Source organism: Sphingomonas sp. J344, assembly GCF_024700005.1.
Taxonomy (GTDB): Bacteria; Pseudomonadota; Alphaproteobacteria; order Sphingomonadales; family Sphingomonadaceae; genus Sphingomonas.
The window spans coordinates 1,177,960-1,201,137 of record NZ_JAJONB010000001.1; the positions used below are offsets into that span (position 1 = coordinate 1,177,960).

At 67.2% G+C, this 23,178-nt stretch carries 25 protein-coding genes and 4 pseudogenes; 14 read left to right on the forward strand and 15 right to left on the reverse strand.

All coding sequences use genetic code 11. The features are described 5' to 3' along the window. Window positions 1-7 precede the first annotated feature (7 nt). On the forward strand, window positions 8-628 hold the full coding sequence (locus LRS12_RS05975) for a class I SAM-dependent methyltransferase (RefSeq protein ID WP_257845443.1): 621 nt from the start codon (window positions 8-10) through the stop codon (window positions 626-628). Here LRS12_RS05975 and LRS12_RS05980 read toward each other — a convergent pair. Continuing rightward, complete coding sequence (locus LRS12_RS05980) at window positions 625-1,206, reverse strand: hypothetical protein (RefSeq protein ID WP_257843765.1); 582 nt, start codon at window positions 1,204-1,206, stop codon at window positions 625-627. The two genes, LRS12_RS05975 and LRS12_RS05980, sit on opposite strands and share 4 nt — an antisense overlap. Beyond that, a complete protein-coding gene (locus LRS12_RS05985; protein WP_374580416.1) occupies window positions 1,203-1,976 on the reverse strand; it encodes an SDR family oxidoreductase in 774 nt (257 codons plus the stop codon). Before LRS12_RS05985 ends, LRS12_RS05980 begins: the two co-directional genes overlap by 4 nt. Window positions 1,977-2,088: 112 nt before the next feature. Here LRS12_RS05985 and LRS12_RS05990 point away from each other — a divergent pair, with 112 nt between their 5' ends. Both LRS12_RS05990 and LRS12_RS05995 read left to right on the forward strand, forming a co-directional pair. Beyond that, the gene (locus LRS12_RS05990) at window positions 2,089-2,799 is read left to right on the forward strand and encodes an ATP-binding cassette domain-containing protein (RefSeq protein ID WP_257843767.1); all 711 of its coding nucleotides are present in this window, start codon (window positions 2,089-2,091) and stop codon (window positions 2,797-2,799) included. Next, window positions 2,796-4,323 (forward strand): annotated as a pseudogene (locus LRS12_RS05995) (ABC transporter permease/substrate-binding protein). The gene LRS12_RS05990 and the pseudogene LRS12_RS05995 overlap by 4 nt, the downstream one beginning before the upstream one ends. 29 nt (window positions 4,324-4,352) lie before the next feature. Here LRS12_RS05995 and LRS12_RS06000 read toward each other — a convergent pair. Next, window positions 4,353-4,643 (reverse strand): 4a-hydroxytetrahydrobiopterin dehydratase, encoded by a 291-nt coding sequence (locus LRS12_RS06000; RefSeq protein ID WP_066660334.1) that lies wholly within the window; start codon window positions 4,641-4,643, stop codon window positions 4,353-4,355. Between the two features lie 38 nt (window positions 4,644-4,681). Here LRS12_RS06000 and LRS12_RS06005 point away from each other — a divergent pair, with 38 nt between their 5' ends. The 3 genes and pseudogenes from LRS12_RS06005 to LRS12_RS06015 all read left to right on the forward strand — a co-directional run. Then, window positions 4,682-5,092 carry a metallopeptidase family protein gene (locus LRS12_RS06005; RefSeq protein ID WP_257843768.1) on the forward strand — a complete coding sequence of 137 codons (411 nt, stop codon included), beginning with the start codon at window positions 4,682-4,684 and terminating at the stop codon, window positions 5,090-5,092. 100 nt (window positions 5,093-5,192) lie between these two features. Further along, complete coding sequence (gene ccmA, locus LRS12_RS06010) at window positions 5,193-5,672, forward strand: heme ABC exporter ATP-binding protein CcmA (protein WP_374580420.1); 480 nt, start codon at window positions 5,193-5,195, stop codon at window positions 5,670-5,672. After that, window positions 5,669-6,286 (forward strand): annotated as a pseudogene (locus tag LRS12_RS06015) (heme exporter protein CcmB); the annotation flags it as partial. The gene ccmA and the pseudogene LRS12_RS06015, both read left to right, overlap by 4 nt. 262 nt (window positions 6,287-6,548) lie before the next feature. Here LRS12_RS06015 and LRS12_RS06020 read toward each other — a convergent pair. From LRS12_RS06020 to coxB, 11 genes and pseudogenes are all read right to left on the reverse strand, one after another. After that, window positions 6,549-7,419 (reverse strand): annotated as a pseudogene (locus LRS12_RS06020) (class I SAM-dependent methyltransferase). 145 nt (window positions 7,420-7,564) lie between these two features. Further along, a pseudogene (thrC, locus tag LRS12_RS06025) lies at window positions 7,565-8,967 on the reverse strand (threonine synthase). Window positions 8,968-9,009: 42 nt separating this feature from the next. Next, a complete protein-coding gene (locus LRS12_RS06030; RefSeq protein WP_257843769.1) occupies window positions 9,010-9,654 on the reverse strand; it encodes an SURF1 family protein in 645 nt (214 codons plus the stop codon). Then, on the reverse strand, window positions 9,651-10,025 hold the full coding sequence (locus LRS12_RS06035) for a DUF983 domain-containing protein (RefSeq protein WP_257843770.1): 375 nt from the start codon (window positions 10,023-10,025) through the stop codon (window positions 9,651-9,653). The genes LRS12_RS06030 and LRS12_RS06035 overlap by 4 nt, the downstream gene beginning before the upstream one ends. 9 nt (window positions 10,026-10,034) lie before the next feature. Further along, a complete protein-coding gene (locus LRS12_RS06040) occupies window positions 10,035-10,940 on the reverse strand; it encodes a cytochrome c oxidase subunit 3 (RefSeq protein ID WP_257843771.1) in 906 nt (301 codons plus the stop codon). A gap of 41 nt (window positions 10,941-10,981) precedes the next feature. Continuing rightward, window positions 10,982-11,533, reverse strand: coding sequence for a cytochrome c oxidase assembly protein (locus LRS12_RS06045; protein ID WP_257843772.1), 552 nt, complete (start codon window positions 11,531-11,533; stop codon window positions 10,982-10,984). Next, entirely contained in the window at window positions 11,530-11,676 is a 147-nt protein-coding gene (locus tag LRS12_RS06050; RefSeq protein WP_257843773.1) for a hypothetical protein, read from the reverse strand. Before LRS12_RS06050 ends, LRS12_RS06045 begins: the two co-directional genes overlap by 4 nt. After that, a complete protein-coding gene (locus tag LRS12_RS06055) occupies window positions 11,673-12,575 on the reverse strand; it encodes a heme o synthase (protein ID WP_257843774.1) in 903 nt (300 codons plus the stop codon). The genes LRS12_RS06050 and LRS12_RS06055 overlap by 4 nt, the downstream gene beginning before the upstream one ends. A gap of 64 nt (window positions 12,576-12,639) precedes the next feature. Then, a complete protein-coding gene (locus tag LRS12_RS06060) occupies window positions 12,640-13,341 on the reverse strand; it encodes a hypothetical protein (RefSeq protein WP_257843775.1) in 702 nt (233 codons plus the stop codon). A 117-nt stretch (window positions 13,342-13,458) separates the two neighbouring features. Further along, window positions 13,459-15,135 carry a cytochrome c oxidase subunit I gene (gene ctaD / locus LRS12_RS06065; RefSeq protein WP_257843776.1) on the reverse strand — a complete coding sequence of 559 codons (1,677 nt, stop codon included), beginning with the start codon at window positions 15,133-15,135 and terminating at the stop codon, window positions 13,459-13,461. A 2-nt stretch (window positions 15,136-15,137) separates the two neighbouring features. After that, a complete protein-coding gene (gene coxB / locus LRS12_RS06070; protein ID WP_257843777.1) occupies window positions 15,138-16,286 on the reverse strand; it encodes a cytochrome c oxidase subunit II in 1,149 nt (382 codons plus the stop codon). Window positions 16,287-16,497: 211 nt separating this feature from the next. Between coxB and pyrE the strand changes: the two genes are divergently transcribed. From pyrE to LRS12_RS06110, 8 genes are all read left to right on the forward strand, one after another. Next, window positions 16,498-17,082 carry an orotate phosphoribosyltransferase gene (gene pyrE, locus LRS12_RS06075; RefSeq protein WP_257843778.1) on the forward strand — a complete coding sequence of 195 codons (585 nt, stop codon included), beginning with the start codon at window positions 16,498-16,500 and terminating at the stop codon, window positions 17,080-17,082. After that, window positions 17,079-17,807, forward strand: a complete 729-nt coding sequence (locus tag LRS12_RS06080; RefSeq protein WP_257843779.1) for a pyridoxine 5'-phosphate synthase — start codon at window positions 17,079-17,081, stop codon at window positions 17,805-17,807. Before pyrE ends, LRS12_RS06080 begins: the two co-directional genes overlap by 4 nt. A gap of 141 nt (window positions 17,808-17,948) precedes the next feature. Further along, the gene (gene acpS / locus LRS12_RS06085; protein WP_257843780.1) at window positions 17,949-18,359 is read left to right on the forward strand and encodes a holo-ACP synthase; all 411 of its coding nucleotides are present in this window, start codon (window positions 17,949-17,951) and stop codon (window positions 18,357-18,359) included. Between the two features lie 10 nt (window positions 18,360-18,369). Beyond that, window positions 18,370-19,224 (forward strand): signal peptidase I, encoded by an 855-nt coding sequence (gene lepB, locus LRS12_RS06090; RefSeq protein WP_257843781.1) that lies wholly within the window; start codon window positions 18,370-18,372, stop codon window positions 19,222-19,224. A gap of 4 nt (window positions 19,225-19,228) precedes the next feature. Further along, window positions 19,229-20,350, forward strand: coding sequence for an AI-2E family transporter (locus LRS12_RS06095; RefSeq protein ID WP_257843782.1), 1,122 nt, complete (start codon window positions 19,229-19,231; stop codon window positions 20,348-20,350). Then, on the forward strand, window positions 20,347-20,973 hold the full coding sequence (maiA, locus tag LRS12_RS06100) for a maleylacetoacetate isomerase (RefSeq protein WP_257843783.1): 627 nt from the start codon (window positions 20,347-20,349) through the stop codon (window positions 20,971-20,973). Before LRS12_RS06095 ends, maiA begins: the two co-directional genes overlap by 4 nt. Next, on the forward strand, window positions 20,970-21,452 hold the full coding sequence (locus tag LRS12_RS06105; RefSeq protein ID WP_257843784.1) for a TonB-dependent receptor: 483 nt from the start codon (window positions 20,970-20,972) through the stop codon (window positions 21,450-21,452). The genes maiA and LRS12_RS06105 overlap by 4 nt, the downstream gene beginning before the upstream one ends. After that, entirely contained in the window at window positions 21,443-23,008 is a 1,566-nt protein-coding gene (locus LRS12_RS06110; protein ID WP_257843785.1) for a TonB-dependent receptor, read from the forward strand. The genes LRS12_RS06105 and LRS12_RS06110 overlap by 10 nt, the downstream gene beginning before the upstream one ends. Here the strand turns inward: LRS12_RS06110 and LRS12_RS06115 are convergent. Next, window positions 22,993-23,178 (reverse strand): hypothetical protein, encoded by a 186-nt coding sequence (locus LRS12_RS06115; protein WP_257843786.1) that lies wholly within the window; start codon window positions 23,176-23,178, stop codon window positions 22,993-22,995. The two genes, LRS12_RS06110 and LRS12_RS06115, sit on opposite strands and share 16 nt — an antisense overlap.

Here is a 23,178-nt window from a genome sequence, read left to right on the forward strand (position 1 = left end):
CGGGCGCATGGACGCCGTCTATGCAATGCAGCGGCACATTTATGACGCGACGCGCAAATATTATCTGCTGGGGCGCGACCGGCTGATCGAGCAGCTCGCGCCCCCGCCGGGCGGGACGGTGCTGGAGGTCGGGTGCGGCACCGCGCGCAACCTGATCGTCGCGTCGCGGCGCTGGCCGCAGGCGCATTTCTTTGGGCTGGATATTTCCGAAGCGATGCTGGCGACCGCGCGGGTGAAGGTGGCGAAGGCCGGGCTGGCCGACCGGATCACGCTGGCGCAGGGCGATGCGACGGCGTTTGATCCGCAGGCGCTGTTCGGGCGCGACGGGTTCGACCGGGTGTTCCTGTCCTACACGCTGTCGATGATCCCCGATTGGGTCGGCGCGATCGAGCAGGGCGCACGCGCGCTGGCACCGGGCGGGCAGCTGCATCTGGTCGATTTCGGGCAGCAGGAGCGGTTGCCGCATTGGTGGCGCACCATGCTGTTCGGCTGGCTCGCCCGGTTCCACGTCACGCCGCGCCGCGAGCTGCCGGTCGCGCTACGCCATGTCAGCCGCGAACAGGGGCGCGAGTTCGGGTTCGAGACACTGCTGCGCGGCTATGCCTGGGCGGGGACGATCCGGGCCTAGTCGGTCCAGCCCCATGGCATCGGCGGCGGCGCGACCGGCCGGGTCAGATCGAACTCCACCCGGAAATGGCGGCCGGGGCGGCGCAGTTCATAGGCGAAGCGGGTCGGCGTCACCTCCATCGCCCAGACATTGGTGACCGACACCGCACGATCATTGGCGCGGAACAGCGCGATCGAGTCGGCATCGACCGGGAAGTCTTGCCGTTCCGCCGTGCCGGGCGTGGCGGTGTCGCCACCGTACATCGTCAGCACGTCGCTCGACCCGTCCTTGTGCCGGTGATCGTGCTTCAACCGAACGCCGTCCGCGGTGCGGGTAAGCACCCAAGTGCGCGAGCGATCCTCGCCGACATGGAAGGGGATGCGGACACGGTCGGATTCGCAGGATGCGACATGCATCACCAATGGCTGGCTGGCGAAGCTAGCATCAGCCGCGTCGGTGGTGACGACACGCCCGGCATAGGCCTTGCCACAATGCGCGGCGATGGCGCGCATGAAACCGTCCTGCGGGTTGGGCGGACGATCCTGTCCGGCACAGCCCGTCAGCGCGAGCGCGGCGGTGGCGAGCAGCGCGGCCTTCACTTGCCACCTCGCGCCTGTTTGCGCATCGACCCGCGCATGAAGCGCGACGCGAACCACATGCGGCGCGCAGTCTTGCCGACCAAGGTGTGCAGCTGGTCGCCATGCACCGCTTCCCAGGCGAGCCGCGCCGCCTCTTCGACGGGCGTGAATTCCAGCCGTGCCGCCTTGACCCGTTCGCGCATCGTCGAGTTGCTGCCCACCGGCATCCCGTCGAGGATCGCGGTGTCGATGAAGCTGGGGAGCAATGCCCGCACACGGATGCCGTCGGCGACCCATTCGGCGTCGAGCGATTCGGTGAAGCCGCGCACCGCGAATTTGGTCGCCGAATAGATCGCCACCCCGCCCGTGCCATAGATCCCCGCCGCCGAAGCGGTGTTGAGCAGGCAGCCCCCGCTGGCTTTCAGATATTTGTACCCGGCATGCGCGCCCCACACGACGCCCATCAGATTGATGTCGACGCAGCGTTGCAGTTCATCCACCGGCGTATCGGCGAACACCCCGCCGACGCCAATCCCGGCATTGTTGAACAATACGTCGAGCCGCCCGCCGCTCGCCGCCGTGAAGTCCGCGAGCGCGCCGTCCCATGCCGCACGGTCGCGCACATCGAGCTTGTGGGTCGTCACCGGCGCATCGCCGAGCAAGGCCGCGGTCTCCGCCATCCCCGTCTCGCTCACATCCGCCAGCCCGATCCGCCAGCCACGCGCCGCGAAGTAGCGGGCGACCGCACGACCGATCCCCGATCCGCCCCCGGTGATGAAGATCGCCTGCATACCCACTCCCCCATGTTTTGACCTTGGCGCGATCATTCCCCATCATGCCCGCCGATGCCAGCGCAAACCGGTCCTTCGGTCGCCCTTGCGGGCGTGACCAAAAAGCTATGGCGTGACACGGGCGCTGGACGGGGTGTCGCTGGAGATCGCGGCGGGCAGCTTCGTAGCGTTGGTCGGGCAATCGGGGTCGGGCAAGTCGACCCTGCTCAAGACGATCAACCGGCTGGTCGAACCCGATACCGGGCGGGTCGCGATCGGCGGTGCGGATGTACGTGACGGCGCGCCACATCTGATGCGCCGCCGGATCGGTTATGTGTTCCAGAATGTCGGGCTGTTCCCGCACATGAATGTCGCCGAGAACGTCGCGATCGGGCTGCGCATCGCGGGTGAGCTCGACAGAACAGCGCGGGTGGCGGAATTGCTGGCGCTGGTCGACCTGCCCGGGGATGTCGCAGAGCGGATGCCCGATCAGCTGTCGGGCGGGCAGCGCCAGCGGGTCGGCGTCGCGCGTGCGCTGGCGACACAGCCGGGCCTCATGCTGATGGACGAGCCGTTCGGCGCGCTCGATCCCGTGACCCGCGACGAACTGGGGCGCGCGGTGCGCGCATTGCACGACCGGCTTGGCCTCACCACCCTGATGGTCACGCACGACATGGCCGAGGCACTGTTGCTGGCCGAGCGGGTGCTGGTGATGCAGGACGGGCAGATCGTCGCCGATGCCACGCCGACGGTGCTGGCGCGCGGCGGCGGCGGGGCGGAGGCGCAGGCGCTGATCGCAGTGCCGATGGCCCAGGCCGACGCGCTCGAGGCGCTGAAGGGATGAGCGACGCCTTTGCCCGCGTGCCCGAACTGATGGCGAGCCATTTGCTGCTGGCGATGGCGGCGATGGCGCTGGGGATTGCGATCAGCCTCCCGCTGGCGGTCGCGGCGGCGCGGCATCCGCAACTGGGGCGCGTCGTGCTGGGCGCGGCGAGCCTGATCCAGACGATCCCGTCGCTCGCGCTGCTCGCGCTCTTCTATCCGGTGCTGCTGGCGTTGCGTGGAGTGGTTGGCGACTGGCTGCCCGCGCTCGGCTTTCTCCCCGCCCTGCTTGCGCTGACGCTGTACGCCATCCTGCCGGTGCTGCGGAACGCGGTCACGGCGCTGACGACGCTCGACCCGGCGCTGCGTGAGGCGGCGGACGGCGTGGGGATGACCGCGCGGCAGAAATTGTGGCTGGTCGAAGCCCCGATCGCAGCGCCGGTGGTGATGGCGGGCATCCGCACCGCAGCAGTGTGGACCATCGGCGCGGCGACACTCTCCACCACGGTCGGCCAGCCCAGCCTGGGCGATCTGATCTTTGCCGGATTGCAGACGCAGAATTGGGCGCTGGTGCTGGCCGGGTGCATCGGCGCGGCGGCGCTGGCGCTGGGCGTCGATTTGATTCTGTCGGTGGCGGAGGGCGGCATTCGCAACCGCAAGCCATTGCTGGTGCGGATGAGCGCAGGGGCGCTGCTCGCCGCGCTCTGTGCCGCCGCCTTCGCGCTGGCTCCGGCGACGGGCGGCAAGACGGTGGTGGTGGGTGCCAAGGGCTTTTCCGAACAGTTCATCCTCGCCCGGCTGATCGGCCAGCGACTGGAAGCGGCGGGATATCGCGTCGAATATCGCGAGGGGCTGGGCTCAGCGGTGGCGTTCGGCGCGCTCGCGGCGAGCGATGTCGACGTCTATGTCGACTATTCCGGGACGATCTGGACCAACCAGATGGGGCGCCGCGACGTGCCGCCGCGCGATGCGATCGTGGCGGGGGGTCGGTCGGTGGGTTGAGTCCGAGCACCGCGTGACCCTGTTGGGGTCGCTGGGGTTCGAAAATGCCTATGCCTTTGCGATGCGGGGCGACGATGCGGCAAGGCGCGGGATTTCGACGCTGGCCGACCTTGCCGCGCAGGCGCCGCAGCTGAACCTGGCCACCGATGTCGAGTTTCTGGAGCGGCCCGAATGGCGCGCGGTGCGCGATGCCTATGGGCTGCGCTTCCGGTCGGCGCGACCGTATCAGCCGACCTTCATGTATCGCGCGCTGGCGAGCGGCACGGCGGATGTGATCCCGGCCTTTTCGTCCGACGGGCGGATCGCGGCGGACAAGTTGACCGTGCTGGACGATCCCAAGGGGGCGATCCCGGGATATGACGCGATCCTGCTGGTCGCGCCGGATCGAGCCGGGGATTCCCGGTTCGCTGCGGTGCTGCGCCCGCTGGTCGGCGCGATTCCGGTGGAGGCGATGCGCGAGGCGAATCTGATGGTCGACCGCGATGCCGACAAGCGCTCGCCGGATCAGGCCGCGCGATGGCTGGCAGCGAAGGTCGGACTATAGTGCTCCTGCGCAGGCAGGAGCACGGGAGTTCAATCCACTAGCGCGTCGATTGCCCTCGCCATGTCGATATCGCGGCCGGACAGGCCGCCGGCGTCGTGGGTGGTGAGCAGGATGTCGACGCGGTTCCAGACGTTTGACCATTCGGGGTGGTGGTCGGCCTTTTCGGCGAGCAACGCGACCTGCGTCATGAAGGCGAAGGCCTGGCTGAAATCGTCGAAGGTGAAGCTGCGCGTGATCGCGTCGCGACCGGTGTCGTGATCCCATTCAGGCAGCCCTTCGAGCGCGTCGTCGCGTTCCGCCTGGCTCAGTTGTTCGACCATTCTTCCCCTCCGCAGTTCCGTGCGGCATAGCCGGGGCCATGACCGCTGTGACCGAGACCTTTGCGCCAAGTGCCGAACAGATGGAAGCACTCGCGCGCGCGGCGCTGGCGCGGATTCCCGAACCGTTCGCCAGTCATCTGCCCGACATCGTGCTGATCGTGGAGGATTTCGCGGACGAGGACACGCTGCGCGAGATGGGGATGGAGGATCCGTTCGAGCTGACCGGCCTCTATTCGGGGCGGCCGGTGGGCGAGAAACAGGGCTTCGCGCCCGGCGAAATCCCGCAGCCCGACACGATCCACCTCTACCGCGTCCCGCTGCTCGCCGAATGGGTCGAGACGGGCGTGAGCCTGGAAGCGCTGGTCACGCATGTCGTGGTGCATGAGGTGGGGCATCATTTCGGCCTGTCGGACGACGATATGCACGCGCTGGAAGACAGCGTCGCGTGAGCGATTGCGGCATCCGGCTGGAGGGCGTGGCGTGCGCGCGCGGCGGGCGGATGCTGTTCGAGGGGCTCGACCTGAACCTCGAGCCGGGGGCGGGGCGCTGGTGACCGGGCCGAATGGCGCGGGGAAGTCGAGTTTGATCCGGATCATCGCGGGGTTGCTGAAGGCGAGCGCGGGGCGGGTTTCGGTGACGGGGGAGCGCGCATTGCTGGCCGAGGCGGCGGGGCTGGACCCGGAATTGCCGGTGGGTGAGGCGCTGCGCTTCTGGGCCGGGCTGGATGGGCGGCGGGATGCGGTCGAGGGGGCGCTGGACGCGGTCGGCCTACTGCATCTCACTCCGGTGCCGGTGCGGATGCTGTCGACCGGACAGCGCAAACGCGTCGGGATTGCGCGGGTGGTGGCGAGCGGGGCGCCGATCTGGCTGCTCGACGAGCCGGCCAATGGGCTCGACCATGGCGCGATCGGGGTACTGGGTGGACTGATCGCGGCGCATCGCGCGGCGGGCGGGATTGCGGTGGTGGCGACGCATCTGCCGATCCGGATGCAGGGCGCGGGCGAGATTGTGATCGGGGGTGGCGCGTGAGCGGATTCGGCGCACTGGTCGCGCGCGAACTGCGCCGGGCGTGGGCGGCGGGCGGGCTGACGCTGCCGATCGCCTTCTTCCTGCTGGTGGCCGTGTTGTTTCCGTTCGCGGTGGGGCCGGAGCCGAAATTGCTGGCGCGGATCGGCGGCGGGGTGATCTGGGCGGCGGCGTTGCTGGCGGCGTTGCTGCCCGTCGAGCGGCTGGTGGCGCCCGATCTGGAGAGCGGGGTGCTGGATCAGTTGGCGGTGCGCGGCTGGAACGACGCGAGCGTCGCGGCGGCGAAGATCGTCGGGCATTGGCTGGGCTTTGCGCCTGCCCTGCTGCTGGCGTGCGCGGTGGCGAGCGGGTTGCTGGGCCTCTCGCTGGAACAGGCGCTGGCGGCGGGGGTGAGTTTGGCTGTAGGCACGCCGGGACTGGCGGCTTTGGGCGTCGCGACGGCGGCGCTGACCGCAGGGCTGCGCGGCGCGGGCGCGGTGGCGGGGCTGGTAATGCTCCCCTTCGCTGTGCCGCTGCTGATCTTTGGCGCGGGCGCGATGGGGAATGATCCGAGCGCGGTGAAGCTGCTGGGCGCGGTGAGCTTGCTGCTGGTGGCCGGGTGCCCGTTCGTAGCGGGGGGCGGCGATGCGGATGGGGCGGGGTTAGGGGAAATTCTTTCGGTCCGACCTTCGGGCAAGTGCATAGATGTCACTTGGACCATAGACTGCCCCATTTGCCATGCGAATCCGCATGTCTTCAACCGATCCCATATGACCTTGTTTGGCGGTCGTGACCAAGATCCAGAGCGGGTCGGTCCGAATCTCATAGCCACCGACCACATCGTCAAGAGTGCCGAGTTCGTCCCAGTCAACCATTGCCAACTCTCCTCGCACTACGGCTTCACCGACTCCACCGCGCAAAGATCGCGGTCGGCAGCACCAGCCCCCTAGCCTCTTCGCGCACGCCGAGCTCGCCGCACTCCACCTTGCCGCCAAGGTCGGCGAAATGCTGGTTGAGCAGTTCGCCGATCGCCAGCGCGGACATGCGGATCGCGTAAACGGTCAGGAACAGGAGGCGCGAATCGGCGTCCAATAGCTGGCGGCAATCGGCGATCAGGCCGGGGAGGTCGCGTTCGAGCTGCCAGACTTCGCCGGTCGGGCCGCGGCCATATTTGGGCGGGTCGAGCAGGATGCCGTCATAGCGGCGGCCGCGGCGCACCTCACGCGCGACGAACTTGGCGGCGTCGTCGATGATCCAGCGCACCGGCTTGTCGGTCATGCCCGACAGCGCGGCATTGCCCTTGGCCGCTTCGACCGATTTCTTCGACGCATCGACATGCACCATCTGCGCGCCCCTTGCCGCCATCGCCAGCGTGCCGACGCCGGTATAGCCGAACAGGTTCATCACCGTCGGCGCATCGACCCCCTGCGGTCTGTTCGCGCATCCAGCTCCACACCGGGGCCATGTCGGGGAAGAAGCCGAGATGGCGGAACGGGGTGGTCTGGGCGGTGAACTTCGCCTCGTTCCACGCGAGCGGCCAGCCTTCGCGCGGGACCGGCTTGGTGAACACCCAGCGCCCGCCGCCTTCGTCATCGGGCGCGGGCATGAATTCGCCATGCGCGTCCCAGTCGGGCGACGCGGGCGCCCACATCGCCTGCGGCTCGGGGCGGATGAAGCGGTAATCGCCATAGCGTTCGAGCTTGCGGCCATGGCCTGAGTCGACAAGGCCGTAGTCGGCCCAAGGCTCGCCGGTGAGGGTGATGAGGTTCATGGGGCCTTTAGCGCTTGTCCGCAGCCAAAAATCAACCGTCACCCCGGACTTGTTCCGGGGTCCACCGGGAGGCAGGCGCGGCGCAAGCGGCCTCGAGCTTCGCGCGGGAGGCGGAGTGGACCCCGGCACAGGGCCGGGGTGACGATCAGGATTTGGGCGTCGCGCGGGCCGCCACATACTCAGTGACCGCCGCGAACGTCGCGGGCAGCACGTCGTAGCGTTCCTCGCGGTCGAACAGGTCGCCGACGCGCGGGGGCAGAGTCGGGCGGATGCCAGTGGCGCGTTCGACCGCGTCGTCGAACTTGGCCGGGTGCGCCGTCGCGAGGGTGACGATCGGGATATGCGGCGCGAGCTCGACCCGGCGCGCGGCGGCGAGGCCGATGGCGGTGTGGGGGTCGAGGATCTCGTCCGCGCGGGCATGCGCCCAGGCCATGGCGCGCGACATGTCGTCCGCCTCGATCCGGTCGCTGGCGAACAGCGATGCCGCGCCCTGTTGCTGGGCGTTGGTGAGGCGCATCGCCTTGCTCGATCTGAATCCGGCCATTTGCGCGGCGAGCGCGGGGGCCGTCGCGCCCGGCCAGGTCGAACAACAGGCGTTCGAAGTTCGAGCTGACCTGAATGTCCATGCTCGGCGCGGCGGTTGGGGTGACGGTGCCGGCCGAATAGTCGCCGCTCGACAATGCGCGGTGGAGGATGTCGTTGACGTTGGTCGCGACGATCAGCTTGGCGACCGGAAGCCCCATCTTCGCCGCGACATAGCCGGCGAACACGTCGCCGAAGTTACCGGTGGGGACGCTGAACGCCACTTCACGCGCCGGGGCGCCAAGGCGGACGGCGGCGTAGAAATAATAGACGACCTGCGCCATCAGCCGCGCCCAGTTGATCGAATTGACCGCGGTGACGTGGAAGCGGCCCGAAAAGTCCGCGTCGTTGAACATCGCCTTCACCAGCGCCTGCGCGTCGTCGAAGCTGCCTTCGATGGCGATGTTGTGGACGTTGGGCGCGAGAACCGTGGTCATCTGGCGACGCTGAACGTCGCTGACCCGCCCCCTTGGGATGGAGCATGAAGATGTCGATCCCCTCACGCCCGGCCACCGCGTCGATCGCCGCCGACCCGGTGTCGCCGCTGGTCGCGCCGACGATGGTGAGGTGGCGGTCGGTGCCGGTCAGGAACTTTTCGAACAACAGGCCGAGCAATTGCAGCGCGACATCCTTGAACGCCAGCGTGGGGCCGTGGAACAGTTCGAGCAGGAAATGGCGGTGGTCGAGCTGAACCAGCGGGGTTACCGCATCATGGCTGAACCGGCCATAGGCGCGGGTGCACAGATCGCGCAGCTCGGCTTCGCTGAGGCTGCCCGCGACGAACGGGGCCATGACGCGCACCGCCGTCTCGACGTACGACAGGCCGGCCATGTCCGCGATCTGGTCGGCGGTGAAGCGCGGCCATTCGACGGGAATGTACAGGCCGCCGTCGCTGGCCAGCCCGGCCAGGGTGACTTCACGGAAATCGAGTTCGGGCGCGGTGCCGCGGGTGCTCTGGTAGCGCATGGGCGCGGGACTAGCTTCCGCAGCGCAGTGCGGCAAGAAAGTCTAGCTTTTCGGTGGCGCGGGTGGAGGCGTGGCGCGCCGGGCGCGGTGACGAAGTGCCAACAGGTAGATCACCACAGCGATCCCCGCGAACAGGAACCATTGTACTGCATAGGCGAGGTGGTTGTTCGGCACGCTCGACGGGTCGGGCGAGGCGCTCGCCGACAGGCCCGCAGCAGGCGCATCGGCGACGAGCATCAGGTTGCGCGGCGGGCGCGTGCCGAACAGCGAGGCGAGCAACGGCGTCGAATCGGGCGCGTGGGTGATCGTGCCGGTGACCGCGCCGCCCTTCCACGCCGGGGTGGTGCCGGGGGCGGTGGTGACGCCCATATCGACCCGGACCGTCATCCCCTCTGCCCCGGTGCGGCATTCGGCAAGATGGCGCCAGCCCTTGCCGCCCTTGGCGTCGCGCCCCGCCTGTTCGGTCCAGGCTACGACTTCCAGACACATGAACCCGGCGCGGCGGAACAGATATTCGTCGCCGACCGGCGGGCTGGGAAAGGCCATTTGCGGTGCGTTGTGATTGGCGGCGAGGCGGGCGATCAGCGCCTCCTTCTCCCCGCGTCGGTCGAGCTGCCAGATACCCAGCCCGATCATCGCCGCGACGGCGAGGCCGACCAGCATAGTGGGAACGAGCAGGAACTTCATGCCTCGGGGTCCTTGAGCCGCCCCTCACGCGCGGCGTTGCGATATTCGAGCGCGAGCAGCGCGCCCTTCGCCCAGCGCAGGCTGAACACCACCAGCAACAATGTCAGCGGCGGCCAGATCAGCAGGTGTAGCCAGACCGGCGGTGACGCGGACAGCTCCAGCCAGACCGACAGGATCACGATGATCGCGCCGACGATCAGCGTCAGGAACGCCGCCGGACCATCGCCGACATTGAACGCGCCGTAATCGAGGCCGCAGCTCGGGCAGCGATCGGCGAACTTCACCCAGCCGGAAAACAGCGAGGGCGCGCCGCACCGCGGACACGCCCCCTTCACTGCCGACTCGATGATGGGAGGCGGTGCCTCGCTCATCGCCTCACGTCAGGCGCCATGGACCGGCGCACCCGCGCTGCCCCAGACATAGACGGCGACGAACAGGAACAGCCACACCACGTCGACGAAATGCCAGTACCAGGCAGCGGCTTCGAAGCCGAAATGCTGGCGCGGGGTGAAATCGCCCTGATAGGCACGCAGCAGGCAGACCATCAGGAAGATGGTGCCGACGATCACGTGGAAGCCATGGAAGCCGGTCGCCATGTAGAAGGCCGACGAATAGTTGGTCTTGCCGAACACGAACGGCGCATGGGCATATTCATACGCCTGGATGCCCGAGAAGATCAGCCCGAGGATGATCGTCAGCCACAGCCCCTTCTTGACGACATCATTCTCGCCAACGCCGATCGCGCCCCAAAGGCCCTTCAGTTCACCGCCGCGCTGATTGTGGATCAGGCCGTGATGCGCCCAGGTCACCGTGGTGCCCGACAGCAGCAGGATGAAGGTGTTGAGCAGCGGCAACTCGAACGCCGGGAGCACTTCCAGCCCCTTGGCCGGGAACACCGCGACCGCGTCCGCCGCCAGATCGACGACGCTGCCATGATCGCTGACGGTCATCGCCACCGGGAACAGCGCATAGTCGAACCATGCCCAGAACCAGCCGACGAAGAACATCACTTCCGACGCGATGAACAGGATCATGCCGTAGCGCAGGTGGAGCTGGACCACCGGGGTGTGGTCGCCGGCCTTTGCCTCACGCACCACTTCGACCCACCACGACATCATGCAGAACAGGACGGCGGCGAAGCCCGAGAGCAGCACCCAGCCGCCATGCGCGGCTTCCTTCATGTACATGAGGCCGCCGACCGCCAGCCACAAAGCGGCGAGCGACGTCAGCAGCGGCCACGGGCTGGGCGGGAGAATGTGGAAATCGTGGTTCTTGGCGCCTGCCATCGTCCGTCCCTGTTCGTTTCTGGCGTTATTCGTCGGCTTCCCTAGCCCTTGGGCTTGGCGGAATCCACTGGGTAAAATGTGTAGGAGAGGGTGATCTTCTCAATGTCCTTCGTATCCGGATCGGTCATGATCTTCGGATCGACGAAATAGATCACCGGCATCCGCACCGTCTCGCCCGGCTGAAGCGTCTGCTCGGTGAAGCAGAAACACTGGATCTTGCTGAAATATTTGCCCGCCGCCTCGGGCGTGACGTTGTAGGTCGCGGTGCCGGTGATCGGCACGGTGCCGCTGTTGGTCGCGGTGTAGAAGGCCATGTCGCGCGCGCCGATCGAGATGGTGTCGGACGCCAGCTCGGGCTTGAACTTCCAGCTCAGCGCGGGGCTGACATTGGAATCGAACGCGACGGTGATCTTGCCGTCCACCGCGCCTGGAGCCGCGTCGGCGCGCATCGTGGTGCCGCCAAAGCCGGTGACCTGACAGAAGAGGCGGTAGAGCGGCACGCTGGCAAAGGCGAGGCCGGTCATCGCCAGCACGCCCAGCACCGCGAACATCGCGGTGCGCAGTTTCCGATCCTGTGGCAGCGCGACGATCATGTCGCCCTCAGCGGCATGCCGGCCTGAATCTTCACGATGCTGATCGCGAAGACGAGGACCACGAACGCGAACAACAGAATGGCGAGCACGCGGGCGCGCGACTTCTGGCGGGCGCGGATCAGCTCTTGGTCGTCGGGGGTCATGCCATCATCCTATCGGCGGCAACCGCGCCGAACAATATGAACAGGTAGGAGATCGAATAGGCGAACAGACGCTTTTCGGGCTTCATCGTGTCGTCGTCGCTAGCCATGCGCGTCGCGACATGGAGCGCGAGCAGGCCGAACAGCGCGGTCGTGGCGATCGAGACCACGCCATAGAGGCTCCCGGTCAGGCCGAGCGGCCAGGGCGCGACCGCCGCGACCGCCATGGGAATCGTGTAGAGGCCGATCTGGACCCGCGTCGCCTTTTCCCCCGCCACCACGGGCAGCATCGGGACGCCGGCATTGGCGTAGTCGGTCTTCACGAACAGGGCCAGTGCCCAGAAATGCGGCGGGGTCCACAGGAAGACGAGGCCGAACAGCAGCACCGGGAGCAACGCGACATCGCCGGTCGCCGCCGCCCAGCCGATCAGCGGCGGAAACGCCCCCGCCGCGCCGCCGATCACGATATTCTGCGGCGTCCGCCGCTTGAGCCAGACGGTATAGACCAGCACGTAGAACAGGATCGACAGCAGCAGGATGCCGGCCGCGACATAATTGACCGCGAGGCCCATCAGGATGACCGAGAGCGCGGCGACGCCGACGCCGAAATGGAGCGCCGACTGGCGATCCATCCGCCCGGCGGGCAGCGGACGGCTCTGCGTCCGCTTCATCTTGGCGTCGAGATCCGCCTCATACCACTGGTTGAGCGCCCCCGCCGCGCCCGCGCCCAATGCGATGCACAGGATCGCGGTGAAGCCGATCACCGGGTGGATCGGCACCGGGGCCGCGATCATGCCGCACAGGCCGGTGAACACGACGAGACTCATCACGCGCGGCTTGGTCAACGCAAGGAAATCGCGCCAGTCGGCGGGGATGGTCAGGGCGTGGTTGGCAACGGACATTTGTGGGGCGCTATAGGCGCGGTTGGGGCGCGGGGGAAGGGTGTGGTGGCGAGGGTGGCAGCGCCTAATCGAACATTACACCTATCGCTCGGCGAGCTGCAACGATTGCAGCTTGGCAGAAGCCAAGGGCATCCTCGCCACCTTTCTCGAAATGGAAACTGACCCAATGCTCGATCGTCACGTCAATGCCCTGCGTATGTGCAGGCATCTGAGTTCGCGGATCGATCGGCACTCCCAGCACAGACACCCCGTGGCCGAACGTCACTCCCGGCCCCCACGACACCTGACCTGCGCCCGAAATGACATTCACGCGACTTTGTTGTTCATACCTTCGTTGAGGCTGGAGACCGGTGTGCTTTGTTGCTGCGATCTCTTTGATGCGTGCATAAATGCTGTTCTCGGATCGAGCAAACGGCTGGAGCTGCCGCAACTTCGCGTCGATTGTCGGATTTAGAGCAGCCAAGTTGGCTACGCCCCACTGGCCCATAGTCGAGCGATACCCGTTCTCATCTTTCGCCGCCGGAAAATAACCCCCTCTCGTTGGAACTTTCGACAGATGTGGCTTTATATTCCGCTGCCAAAGCAGCGCCATCGCCTGGTCGAGAGCATTGGAGCATTTTTCGATTATCTCATGAGTGAGATTCAGCGCGTCATGACTGATGGTCTTATTGTGGAGATCACGGCCGTATGTTCGACCCAATTCCTTATGCAGAGTTTCAGCTCGACGCAGCATTGAACGGATTAGATCTAACTCGACATCCTGCATTGTCGAAGCCCCCAATCTTGAACAGCCGTAGTTAATCGGCTCTCGGGGCAAATCCATCACAAAAAACGCCCCGGAAGTTTCCTCCCGGGGCGTTTCGTAGTTCAGCCGTTCGACAGCTCAGTGATGCTTGTCGTCGTCGATCACCGGCAGGGTTTCGAACTGGTGGAACGGCGGCGGGCTGGACAGGGTCCATTCCAGCGTCGTGGCACCTTCGCCCCAGGGATTGTCGGGGGCGGGCTTGCCCGCGAACAGCGACCAGAACAGGTTGATGAAGAAGATCGCCATACCGACCAGCATGATCGCATAGCCCCAGCTGGAGATCTCGTTCCAGTACGCATAGGCGTCCGGATAGTCCGGGTAGCGGCGCGGCATGCCCTGAAGGCCCAGGAAGTGCTGCGGGAAGAACAGCACGTTCACGCCGACGAAGAACACCCAGAAGTGCAGCTGCCCCAGCAGTTCGCTGTACATCCGGCCCGACATCTTCGGGAACCAATAGTAGAAGCCGGCGAACAGGCCGAACACCGCGCCCAGCGAGAGGACGTAGTGGAAGTGCGCGACCACATAATAGGTGTCGTGCATGTAATCGTCGACGCCGCCATTCGCGAGCACCACGCCGGTGACGCCGCCCACGGTGAACAGGAAGATGAAGCCGATCGCCCAGACCATCGGGGTCTTGAAGCTCATCGACCCGCCCCACATCGTCGCGATCCAGCTGAAGATCTTGATGCCGGTCGGCACCGCGATGATCATGGTGGCGGCGGTGAAGTACATCTTCACGTTCACGCTCATGCCCGTCGTGAACATGTGGTGCGCCCAGACGACGAAGCCGACCACGCCGATCGCGACCATGGCGTAGGCCATGCCGAGATAGCCGAACACCGGCTTGCGGCTGAAGGTCGCGACGATCTGGCTGACGATGCCGAAGCCCGGCAGGATCATGATGTACACTTCGGGGTGGCCGAAGAACCAGAAGAGATGCTGGTACAGCACCGGATCGCCGCCGCCGGCGGGATCGTAGAAGGTGGTGCCGAAGTTGCGATCGGTCAGCAGCATCGTGATCGCGGCGGCTAGAACCGGCAGCGCGAGCAGCAGCAGGAAAGCGGTGATCAGCACCGACCACACGAACAGCGGCATCTTGTGCAGGGTCATGCCCGGCGCGCGCATGTTGAAGATGGTGGTGATGAAGTTGATCGCGCCCAGGATCGAGCTGGCGCCCGCAAGGTGGAGCGAGAGGATCGCCATGTCGACTGCCGGCCCCGGCTCGCCATAGGTCGAGAGCGGGGCATAGACCGTCCAGCCCACGCCCGCGCCGCCGCCGAAGAAGGGCGAGGCGAGCAGCAGCAGGAAGGCCGGGACGAGCAGCCAGAAGGACAAGTTGTTCATGCGCGGGAACGCCATGTCCGGCGCGCCGATCATGATCGGAACGAACCAGTTGCCGAAGCCGCCGATCATGGCGGGCATGACCATGAAGAACACCATGATCAGGCCGTGCGCGGTGATCAGCACGTTCCAGAAGTGCAGCGACTCGTCGAAGGTCTGCGGACCGCCATGAACGATCTCCGCGATCCAGCCGAGATGCTGGATGCCCGGTTCGGCCAGCTCAAGGCGCATGATGCCCGAAATGCCGCCGCCGATGATCCCCGCGACGATCGCGAAGATCAGGTACAGCGTGCCGATGTCCTTGTGGTTGGTCGACAGGAACCAGCGCGCGAAAAATCCGGGCTTGTGGTCCGCGTCGTGGTGATGGTCGTCATGCGCCTGAAAGGCGTGCGCGTCGCGTGCTGCGTCGGTCATGCTCAATTGTCCGTGTTGCCGGTGGCGGCTTGATTGGTGGTGGCGCCCGCGGCGGTCGCGTCGACGGTGTCGTTGCCGGCGGGGACGATGCCGTTCGCCGGAGTCGCTGTGTCGTCGGCGGCGTCGCTGCCCGGCTGGGCCGGGGCGGCGGCCGACGGCGTCTTCGCGGCGGGCATCGTCCCGCCCTTGGCCGCGATCCACTGCGCGAAGACTTCGGGGCTGACCGCTTCGACGACGATCGGCATGTACGCATGGCGCGCACCGCACAGCTCGCTGCACTGGCCGAAATAGACGCCCGGCTTCTCGACGGTGAAGCTGGTTTCGTTGAGGCGGCCCGGGATCGCGTCGATCTTGATCCAGAATGCAGGGATCGCCCAGCTATGGATCACGTCGTTGGCAGTCGCGATCAGGCGGATCGGCGTGCCGACCGGCACGATGACGCGGTTGTCGGCGGCCAGCAGGCGCGGGCCGTCCGCGTCGGTGCGGAAGCGCTGACCGGGCTGAACCTCGCTCTTTTCCTTGAGCATGTTGGCGGTGATCGAAATGCCGCCATGGTCGGGATATTCGTAGGACCAGTACCATTGGTTGCCGATTGCCTTGATCGTCACGGCATTGTCGGGCGCGGGCTTGAACTGCTTGGCGAGCAGCGCGATCGACGGCCAGGCGATGAAGGCAAGGATCAGCACCGGCACCGCAGTCCACACGATCTCGATCATCGTGTTGTGGCTGGTCTTCGACGGTACCGGATTCGCCTTGCGACGGTAGCGGATGATCGTCCAGGCGAGCAGCGCGAGGACGAAGATCGAGATCAGGGTGATGATCGGCAGCAAAATCCAGTCATGGAAATGCGCCGCGCTGGCACCGAGCGCCGTCACCTGCGGCTGGATGCCCAGCTTTCCGTCCACGGGAAGGCCGATACCGGGAACCGGCGCGGTCTTGGGCGTACCGTCAGCGTTGAGCGTCGGGTCGGCCACTGCGGGCGCAGCCGGAGCCGCAGCATCGGCGGGAGCGGCCGCAGCGGGCGCGACCCCCGGCGTCGCAGCCGTCACCGGCGCGGTGGCTGCCGGCGCCTCTGGCGCGGTCTGTGCCTGGGCCATGCCCCCGGCGAGCGCCAGGCCCGCAGCCAGCACGATCGCCTTCAATCCATGCATGCGCATCGTCTCAATCAACCCCTGTCCTTCTTGCCCCTGTGCGGGGGCGCCGGCTCTGCCGGTCGCGCGGACGCAATCCGCCCGTCGAGGCTGGCCTATAGCACCTGCGCGCGCGCCTCAAGCTTGTCGAATCCTCTTTTTGGTCGCGGTGTTGCGGGGAACCCGCCCGAACCCTAGATGCGGGGCGAAACAATCAGGCGGGGATGGACGCGTGACCGACGACGAGGTGCTGGGCGAATTCCGGGCGGCAGAGGCGCTGCTGGAGGGGCATTTCATCCTGTCGTCGGGACTGCGCAGCCCGCGTTACCTGCAATGCGCGCGCGTGTTAATGAACCCGGCGCGCGCGGCGCGGCTGGCACAGGCGGTGGCGGCAAAAATTCCCGCAGAGCTGCGCGACCGGATTACTGCAGTCGTCTCCCCGGCGATGGGTGGGGTCATTGCGGGGCAGGAAGTCGCGCGCGCACTCAATGTCGACGCAATGTTCGTCGAGCGACCCACCGGTACCTTTGAGCTGCGACGCGGTTTCCGGCTGGAGCCGGGGCAGCAGGTGCTGATGATGGAGGATGTCGTCACCACCGGGCTTTCGTCGCGTGAGGCGATGAAGGCGATTGCCGAAGCGGGCGGCGAGGTGATCGCGGCGGCGTCGCTGGTCGACCGGTCGAACGGCACCGCCGACCTTGGCGTCCCCTTCTTCCCGCTGATCCGGCTCGATGTGCCGAGTTATGATGCCGACGCGGTTCCGCCCGAGCTGGCGGCAATCCCGGCGATCAAGCCCGGCAGCCGGGCGGCGGCGTGACCCAACACCTCCGCCTTGGCGTGAACATCGATCACGTCGCCACGGTGCGCAATGCACGCGGAAGCGGCTATCCCGATCCGGTGCGCGCGGCATTGCTCGCGGCTGAGGCCGGGGCGGACGGGATCACGGCACATCTGCGCGAGGACCGGCGGCACATCACCGATGATGATATCGCCCGGCTTGCGGCGGAGCTGACCGTCCCGCTCAATCTGGAAATGGCGGCGACCGACGAGATGCTCGCCATCGCGCTGCGCCATCGCCCGCATGCGGCGTGCATCGTACCCGAACGGCGCGAGGAGCGGACGACCGAGGGCGGTCTGGACGCGGCGGGGCAGCATAATCTGCTGGCGCCGATGGTGTCCGAGCTGAAGGCCGCGAATATCCGCGTGTCGCTGTTTATCGAACCCGATCCCGCGCAGATCGAAGCGGCGATCCGGCTGGGCGCGCCGGTCGTCGAACTGCACACCGGTCGCTATTGCGAGCTGGAGGGCGAGGCGCAGACCACCGAACTGCGCCGCATCGCCGACGCCGCAGCGCTGGCGGCGAAGAACGGGATCGAGGTGCATGCCGGGCATGGCCTGACGTTCGACAATGTCGTGCCGATCGCGGCGATCCCGCAGCTGGCGGAGTTGAATATCGGGCATTTCCTGATCGGCGAGGCGATCTTCGAGGGGCTGGCCCCGGTCGTGAGGCGGATGCGCGACCTGATGGATGCGGCGCGGTGAAGCTTTTTGCGCCTGACGGCGCAGCGGCACCAGCCCGCTCCCACCCGGCCACCCATCGGCAGGATATTCTGGAATGGGTGGCCGGGTGGGGGGAGCGGGCTGGTGCCGCACTCCCGATCGCCAGATCGGGACAAATGCGCCGTGATCATCGGCATCGGCTCTGACCTGTGCAACATCGAGCGAATCCAGAATTCGCTGGACCGGTTCGGCATGCGGTTCGAGAAGCGGGTGTTTACCGAACTCGAGCTGCGCAAGGCGGCGCGGCGGCCGATGGGCTATGCCGCAACGCTCGCGAAACGTTTTGCTGCCAAAGAGGCTTTTTCGAAGGCGGTCGGGACCGGTTTCAAGTCTGGCGTGTTCATGCGCGACATCGGCGTGGTGAATGCACCGTCCGGCGCGCCGACACTGGCCCTGACCCGCGGTGCCAAGGCGCGGCTTGACGCGATGACGCCACCGGGTCACGTCGTGAAGGTGCACTTGACGCTGACCGACGACCACCCCTGGGCGCAGGCGCTGGTGGTGATCGAAGCGCTGCCCGTATCGGGCGGGTGAGAGAGACGGAATGGCCGAGGAGCTGGCGTTGACGGGCGAGGGAGACCAAGGGCGCGGCGGCACCGACTGGTGGAGCGAGGCGCGCGGCATCTTCTGGCTGGTGATCGCGGTGCTGGGATTCCACAGCCTGATCGCCAAGCCCTTCTACATCCCGTCGGAGTCGATGATGCCGACCTTGCTGGTCGGCGACCGGCTGGTGGTGACAAAATATCCCTATGGATACAGCTATGTCACCCCGACCTTCCATGTCCTGCCATTCATGAAGGGACGGCTGTTCGGCAGCCTGCCCGAGCGCGGCGACGTCGTCATTGTGACCCCCACCGATGCGCGGTCGGACTATATCAAGCGGGTGATCGGCCTGCCCGGCGACACCATCGAGATGCATGGCGGCATCCTCTATCTCAACGGGCGAGCGGTGCAGCGCGAGAAGCTGGGCAATCGCGCGCTCAAGGTCGACGGCAATCTGACCTGCGATCCCGACCATTATCCCGGCGCGCTGGGCCGCGACGCATCGGGCGCGGCGGTGTGCAATGTCGAGATTGTCCGCGAAACGCTGCCCAATGGCGCAAGCTACGATACCATCGACATCGGCCCGACCCGCGCCGACAATTTCCCGGCGCTGCGGATCCCGGCCGGCCATGTCTGGCTGATGGGCGACAATCGCGACAACAGCGCGGACAGCCGCATGACCCAGGCCCAGCAGGGGCTGGGCGGCGCGGTGCCGATCGAGAATATCGGCGGGCGCGCGGAGTTTATCACCTTCAGTCTCGACGGCAGCGCAAGCTGGAACCCGTTGAGTTGGGCAGGATCGTTCCGATCGGGACGCGCGGGAAATTCGCTGCACCCCGACCGACCGGAGGAATGAGTTGATGGCGAGTGCCGCCGACGAATCCGTGAACGTGACCCAGGCCCCCGGCCCCAACGAGATGCGCGATCCGGTGATGCGCGCCGAACTGCGCCGCGCGTCGGTGTGGTTCGGACTCGCCATCGCAGCAGCGCTGGTGGTGCTGTTGATCCAGCCGCTGCTGCTGATCTTTGCCGGGCTGGTCGTGGCGTCGATGCTGGACGGGGGCGCGCGGCTCATCCGTCGCGCGATGCCGATCCCGCGCGGGCTGGCGCTGACGATTGTGGTGATCGGGGTGGTCGCGTTCATCGGCGGGGTGATCTATTTGACCGGGGTCGAGATCGCCGCGCAGGCCGAACAGCTCCGCGCGACGCTGGAGGCACAGGCGCTGCGGATCAGCGCCTGGCTGAGCGAGCTTGGCATCATGCCCGCCGCTTCGGACCTGACTGGCCTTGCCCAACAGGCATTGGGATCGGTCGGGCGCCTGACCTCATTTATCGGCGGCGCGATCGGGGCGATCGGGAGCTTCTTCCTCGTCCTCGTCATCGGGCTGTTCGTGGCGATGGAGCCGCGAATCTATGAGCGCGGGTTGCAATGGATGGTTCCTATGGCGTCGCGCGACCAGTTCGCGATCACGCTGGCGCGGATGGCGCGGACGATGCGCATCCTGCTCGCCGGACGCCTGCTCGGCATGGTGTTCGAAGGCTTCATCACCTGGGTCTTGCTCGAAGTGGTCGGCGTGCCGATGGCGCTGCTGCTCGGCATCATCACCGGGATGCTCGCCTTCATTCCCAATATCGGCGCGTTCATCTCGGGCGTATTGATGGTCGCGGTGGGATTCAGCGCAGGGCCGACCGAAGGGCTGTGGGCGATCGCCATCTATTTCGGGGTGCAGACGTTCGACGGCTATGTGCTGCTGCCGCTGGTCGCGAAGCGGACCGTGGACATGCCCCCGGCGCTCACCGTGTCATCGCAGATCCTGATGAGCACGTTGTTCGGCTTTCTCGGCCTCGCGCTCGCCGATCCGATCGTGGCGATGATCAAGGTCGCGCTGGAACGGCGGTCGGAACAGGCGGTCGCGGCCGGATACGGCTCAGACGACGCCACCCCGCCGCCCGACCCCAAGGAAGAAGGCAACACAGCGTGATCCTCTACGATTATTTCCGGTCCAGCGCCGCGTATCGCGTGCGAATCGCGCTCAATCTCAAGGACGTGCCGCATGAGCGGCGCGAGGTGCATCTGGTCGAGGGGGCACAGCGCAGCGACGCGCATCTGGCACGCAACCCGCAGGGGTTCGTGCCCGCACTCGATATCGGCGGCGGGCGTATCCTGACTCAAAGCCTCGCGATTATCGAATGGCTCGACGCGACCTATCCGCAGCCGCGGCTGATCCCGGTCGACCCGCTTGCGCGCGCCGATGCGATGGCACAGGCGCTGCTGATTGCCGCCGACATCCACCCACTCAACAATCTGCGCGTGCTGAAGGCACTTGAGGCGCGGTTCAGCGCGGACGAGGGGGGCAAGGCCGACTGGTATCGTCACTGGATTGTCGAGGGGTTTACCGCGCTGGAGGCGACGGCGCGGGCCGGACCGTTCCTGGGCGGAACTGCACCGGGGATTGCGGACGTGATGCTGGTGCCGCAGATGTATAATGCGCGGCGGTTCGACGTGCCGCTCGACGCCTTCCCCACGCTGCTGGCGGCCGATGCGGCGGCGTGCGGGCTCGACGCCTTTGTCGCGGCCAGCCCGGAGCGAGCCAAGCCGGCATGAGGGGCGCGGCCCCTTTGCTACTCCTTGCCCTGCCCCTCCCCGCCGCCGCGCAGGAGGTAGTAGTAGTCGGGCGCGGGCTCGACGCGCCGCCGGGCGAGGCGGCTCTGGCGACGGTCGAGATCGACCGCGACCGGCTGACCGACAGCGCGTCGGGACGGCTCGAAGATGCACTGCGCGATGTCGCCGGGGTGGCGCAGTTCCGCCGCGCCGATTCGCGCTCGGCGCATCCGACGGCGCAGGGAATCAGCCTGCGCGGTATCGGGGGCAATGCATCGAGCCGCGCGCTTCTGTTGCTCGACGGCGTGCCGCAGGCGGATCCGTTCGGCGGCTGGGTCCCCTTCCCCGCCACGCTCCCACAGCGGCTGGCGCGGGTGCGCGTCACGCGCGGGGGGGGAGCGGCTATCATGGCGCGGGCGCGCTTGCCGGGACGGTCGAGCTGTTCAGCGCCGATGCGGCGACGCTGGGGCCGGTGGCGCTGACCGGCTTTTATGGCAGCCGCGACTCGGTCGAACTGGTCGCGACCGGCGGCGCGAAGCGCGGCGGCGGCGAACTGACGGGGGCGATACAATTCGCGCGCGGCGACGGATTTGTGCCGATCGTCGCGGGCCAGCGTGGCGCGGCGGATCGTGCGGCCCCCTATGAGCAGATGGGCATCGCATTGCGCGGTGTCGCGCCGGTCGCGGCGGGGGTCGAATTGCAGGCAAACCTGTCCGCCTTCACCGATTCGCGCGATCGCGGCACCGATTTCACCCCGGTGCTCAGCCGTGGTGCGGACGCCAGCTTGCGCCTGATCGGCAGTGGGCGCTGGCGCTGGGCGGCGACGGGCTGGCTCCAGCATCGCGATTTCTCAAGCGGCTTTGCGAGCATCAGCGCGACGCGTGACACGGCGACCCCGACGCTCGACCAGCATGTCCCCGCAAGCGGCAGCGGGCTGCGGATCGAGATCGAGCCGCCGGTCGGCGCCGGCTGGACGCTGCGCGCGGGCGGCGACCTGCGGATGGTGAGCGGGCAAACCAACGAACTCTACAGCTTCGTCGCGGGCAGTCCGACGCGCCGACGGGTCGCGGGCGGAGAGAGCAGCACGGCCGGGTTGTTCGCCGACCTTTCCCTCGAGCGCGGCGACCTGACCCTCACCGCCGACGCACGCGCGGATCGCTGGGCGATCCGCGACGGCCGCTTGTTCGAGGCGTTGCTGGCCGGCGGAACCCCGCTCACCGATACCCGCCATACCGACCGCTCCGGCTGGGAGGGCAGCGCGCGGATCGGCGCGGCGGTGCGCGCGATCGACCACGTCACGCTGCGCGCTGCGGCTTATACGGGCTGGCGGCTGCCCACGCTCAACGAGCTGTATCGCCCGTTCCGTGCCGGAGCCGATGCGACCGCCGCTAACCCATTGCTATCGCCCGAGCGGCTGCGCGGGGCGGAGGTCGGGATCGACCTGATCCCCGTAACGGGGCTCAGCCTGCGCGCGACGGCGTTTCTCAATCGGCTCGACGATGCGATCGGCAATGTGACGCTGGGCAGCGGGCCGGGCAATTTCCCCGGGGTCGGGTTCGTCGCGGCGGGCGGTGCCTATCGCGCGCGGCGCAATCTCGACGCGATCGAATCGCGCGGAGTCGAGGTCGATCTGGGCTGGCAGAGCGGACCATGGCGCGCGGGGGCGTCCTGGGCTTTCACCGATGCGCGGGTGCAGGCATCGGGAGCCGCCGCGCTGCTCGACGGGCTGCGGCCCGCCCAGACCGCGCCGCATCAGATTTCGGCAAATCTTGGCTATTCGGGCGAGCGGCTGAGCTTGTCCGCGACTGCGCGCTACGTCGCGACGCAGTATGAGGACGACCTCAACCTGCGCGCACTGGGAGATGCGCTGACGTTTGATGCCGTGCTGCGCGTGCCCATCACCAGCGCCGTGGCGATCGAGGCGCGGGGCGAAAATCTGACCGATGCCCTGGTCGAAACGGCGGTCAGCGGCACTGGCGTGATTGAGCGTTCGAGCCCGCGCACACTGTGGATCGGCGTCAGCTACCGCCCCCGCTGAGCGACGAGACGGTCGAACAGATCGAGATACGCCCCGATCGGCTCCGGCCCGGATTCCACCAGAGGTTCGGGTCGCTGACGCCCCGGCATCAGCCAATGGTTGAGCGCGCCGACCAGCCGCGCGCGGTCGCCCGGCGGGACCACCGAACCGCGCGACGCGCAGTCGATCAA

What these genes read in the sequence shown, in the direction of transcription:
- LRS12_RS05975 (WP_257845443.1), top strand. Translation starts at nt 8, where the DNA reads ATGGACGCCGTCTATGCAATGCAGCGGCACATTTATGACGCGACGCGC.
- LRS12_RS05985 (WP_374580416.1), bottom strand. Translation starts at nt 1,976, where the DNA reads ATGCAGGCGATCTTCATCACCGGGGGCGGATCGGGGATCGGTCGTGCG.
- LRS12_RS06000 (WP_066660334.1), bottom strand. Translation starts at nt 4,643, where the DNA reads ATGGTCGAACAACTGAGCCAGGCGGAACGCGACGACGCGCTCGAAGGG.
- LRS12_RS06005 (WP_257843768.1), top strand. Translation starts at nt 4,682, where the DNA reads ATGACCGCTGTGACCGAGACCTTTGCGCCAAGTGCCGAACAGATGGAA.
- LRS12_RS06030 (WP_257843769.1), bottom strand. Translation starts at nt 9,654, where the DNA reads ATGAAGTTCCTGCTCGTTCCCACTATGCTGGTCGGCCTCGCCGTCGCG.
- LRS12_RS06035 (WP_257843770.1), bottom strand. Translation starts at nt 10,025, where the DNA reads ATGAGCGAGGCACCGCCTCCCATCATCGAGTCGGCAGTGAAGGGGGCG.
- LRS12_RS06040 (WP_257843771.1), bottom strand. Translation starts at nt 10,940, where the DNA reads ATGGCAGGCGCCAAGAACCACGATTTCCACATTCTCCCGCCCAGCCCG.
- LRS12_RS06045 (WP_257843772.1), bottom strand. Translation starts at nt 11,533, where the DNA reads ATGATCGTCGCGCTGCCACAGGATCGGAAACTGCGCACCGCGATGTTC.
- LRS12_RS06050 (WP_257843773.1), bottom strand. Translation starts at nt 11,676, where the DNA reads ATGACCCCCGACGACCAAGAGCTGATCCGCGCCCGCCAGAAGTCGCGC.
- LRS12_RS06055 (WP_257843774.1), bottom strand. Translation starts at nt 12,575, where the DNA reads ATGTCCGTTGCCAACCACGCCCTGACCATCCCCGCCGACTGGCGCGAT.
- LRS12_RS06060 (WP_257843775.1), bottom strand. Translation starts at nt 13,341, where the DNA reads ATGCAGGATGTCGAGTTAGATCTAATCCGTTCAATGCTGCGTCGAGCT.
- ctaD (WP_257843776.1), bottom strand. Translation starts at nt 15,135, where the DNA reads ATGACCGACGCAGCACGCGACGCGCACGCCTTTCAGGCGCATGACGAC.
- coxB (WP_257843777.1), bottom strand. Translation starts at nt 16,286, where the DNA reads ATGCATGGATTGAAGGCGATCGTGCTGGCTGCGGGCCTGGCGCTCGCC.
- lepB (WP_257843781.1), top strand. Translation starts at nt 18,370, where the DNA reads ATGGCCGAGGAGCTGGCGTTGACGGGCGAGGGAGACCAAGGGCGCGGC.
- LRS12_RS06095 (WP_257843782.1), top strand. Translation starts at nt 19,229, where the DNA reads ATGGCGAGTGCCGCCGACGAATCCGTGAACGTGACCCAGGCCCCCGGC.
- LRS12_RS06105 (WP_257843784.1), top strand. Translation starts at nt 20,970, where the DNA reads ATGAGGGGCGCGGCCCCTTTGCTACTCCTTGCCCTGCCCCTCCCCGCC.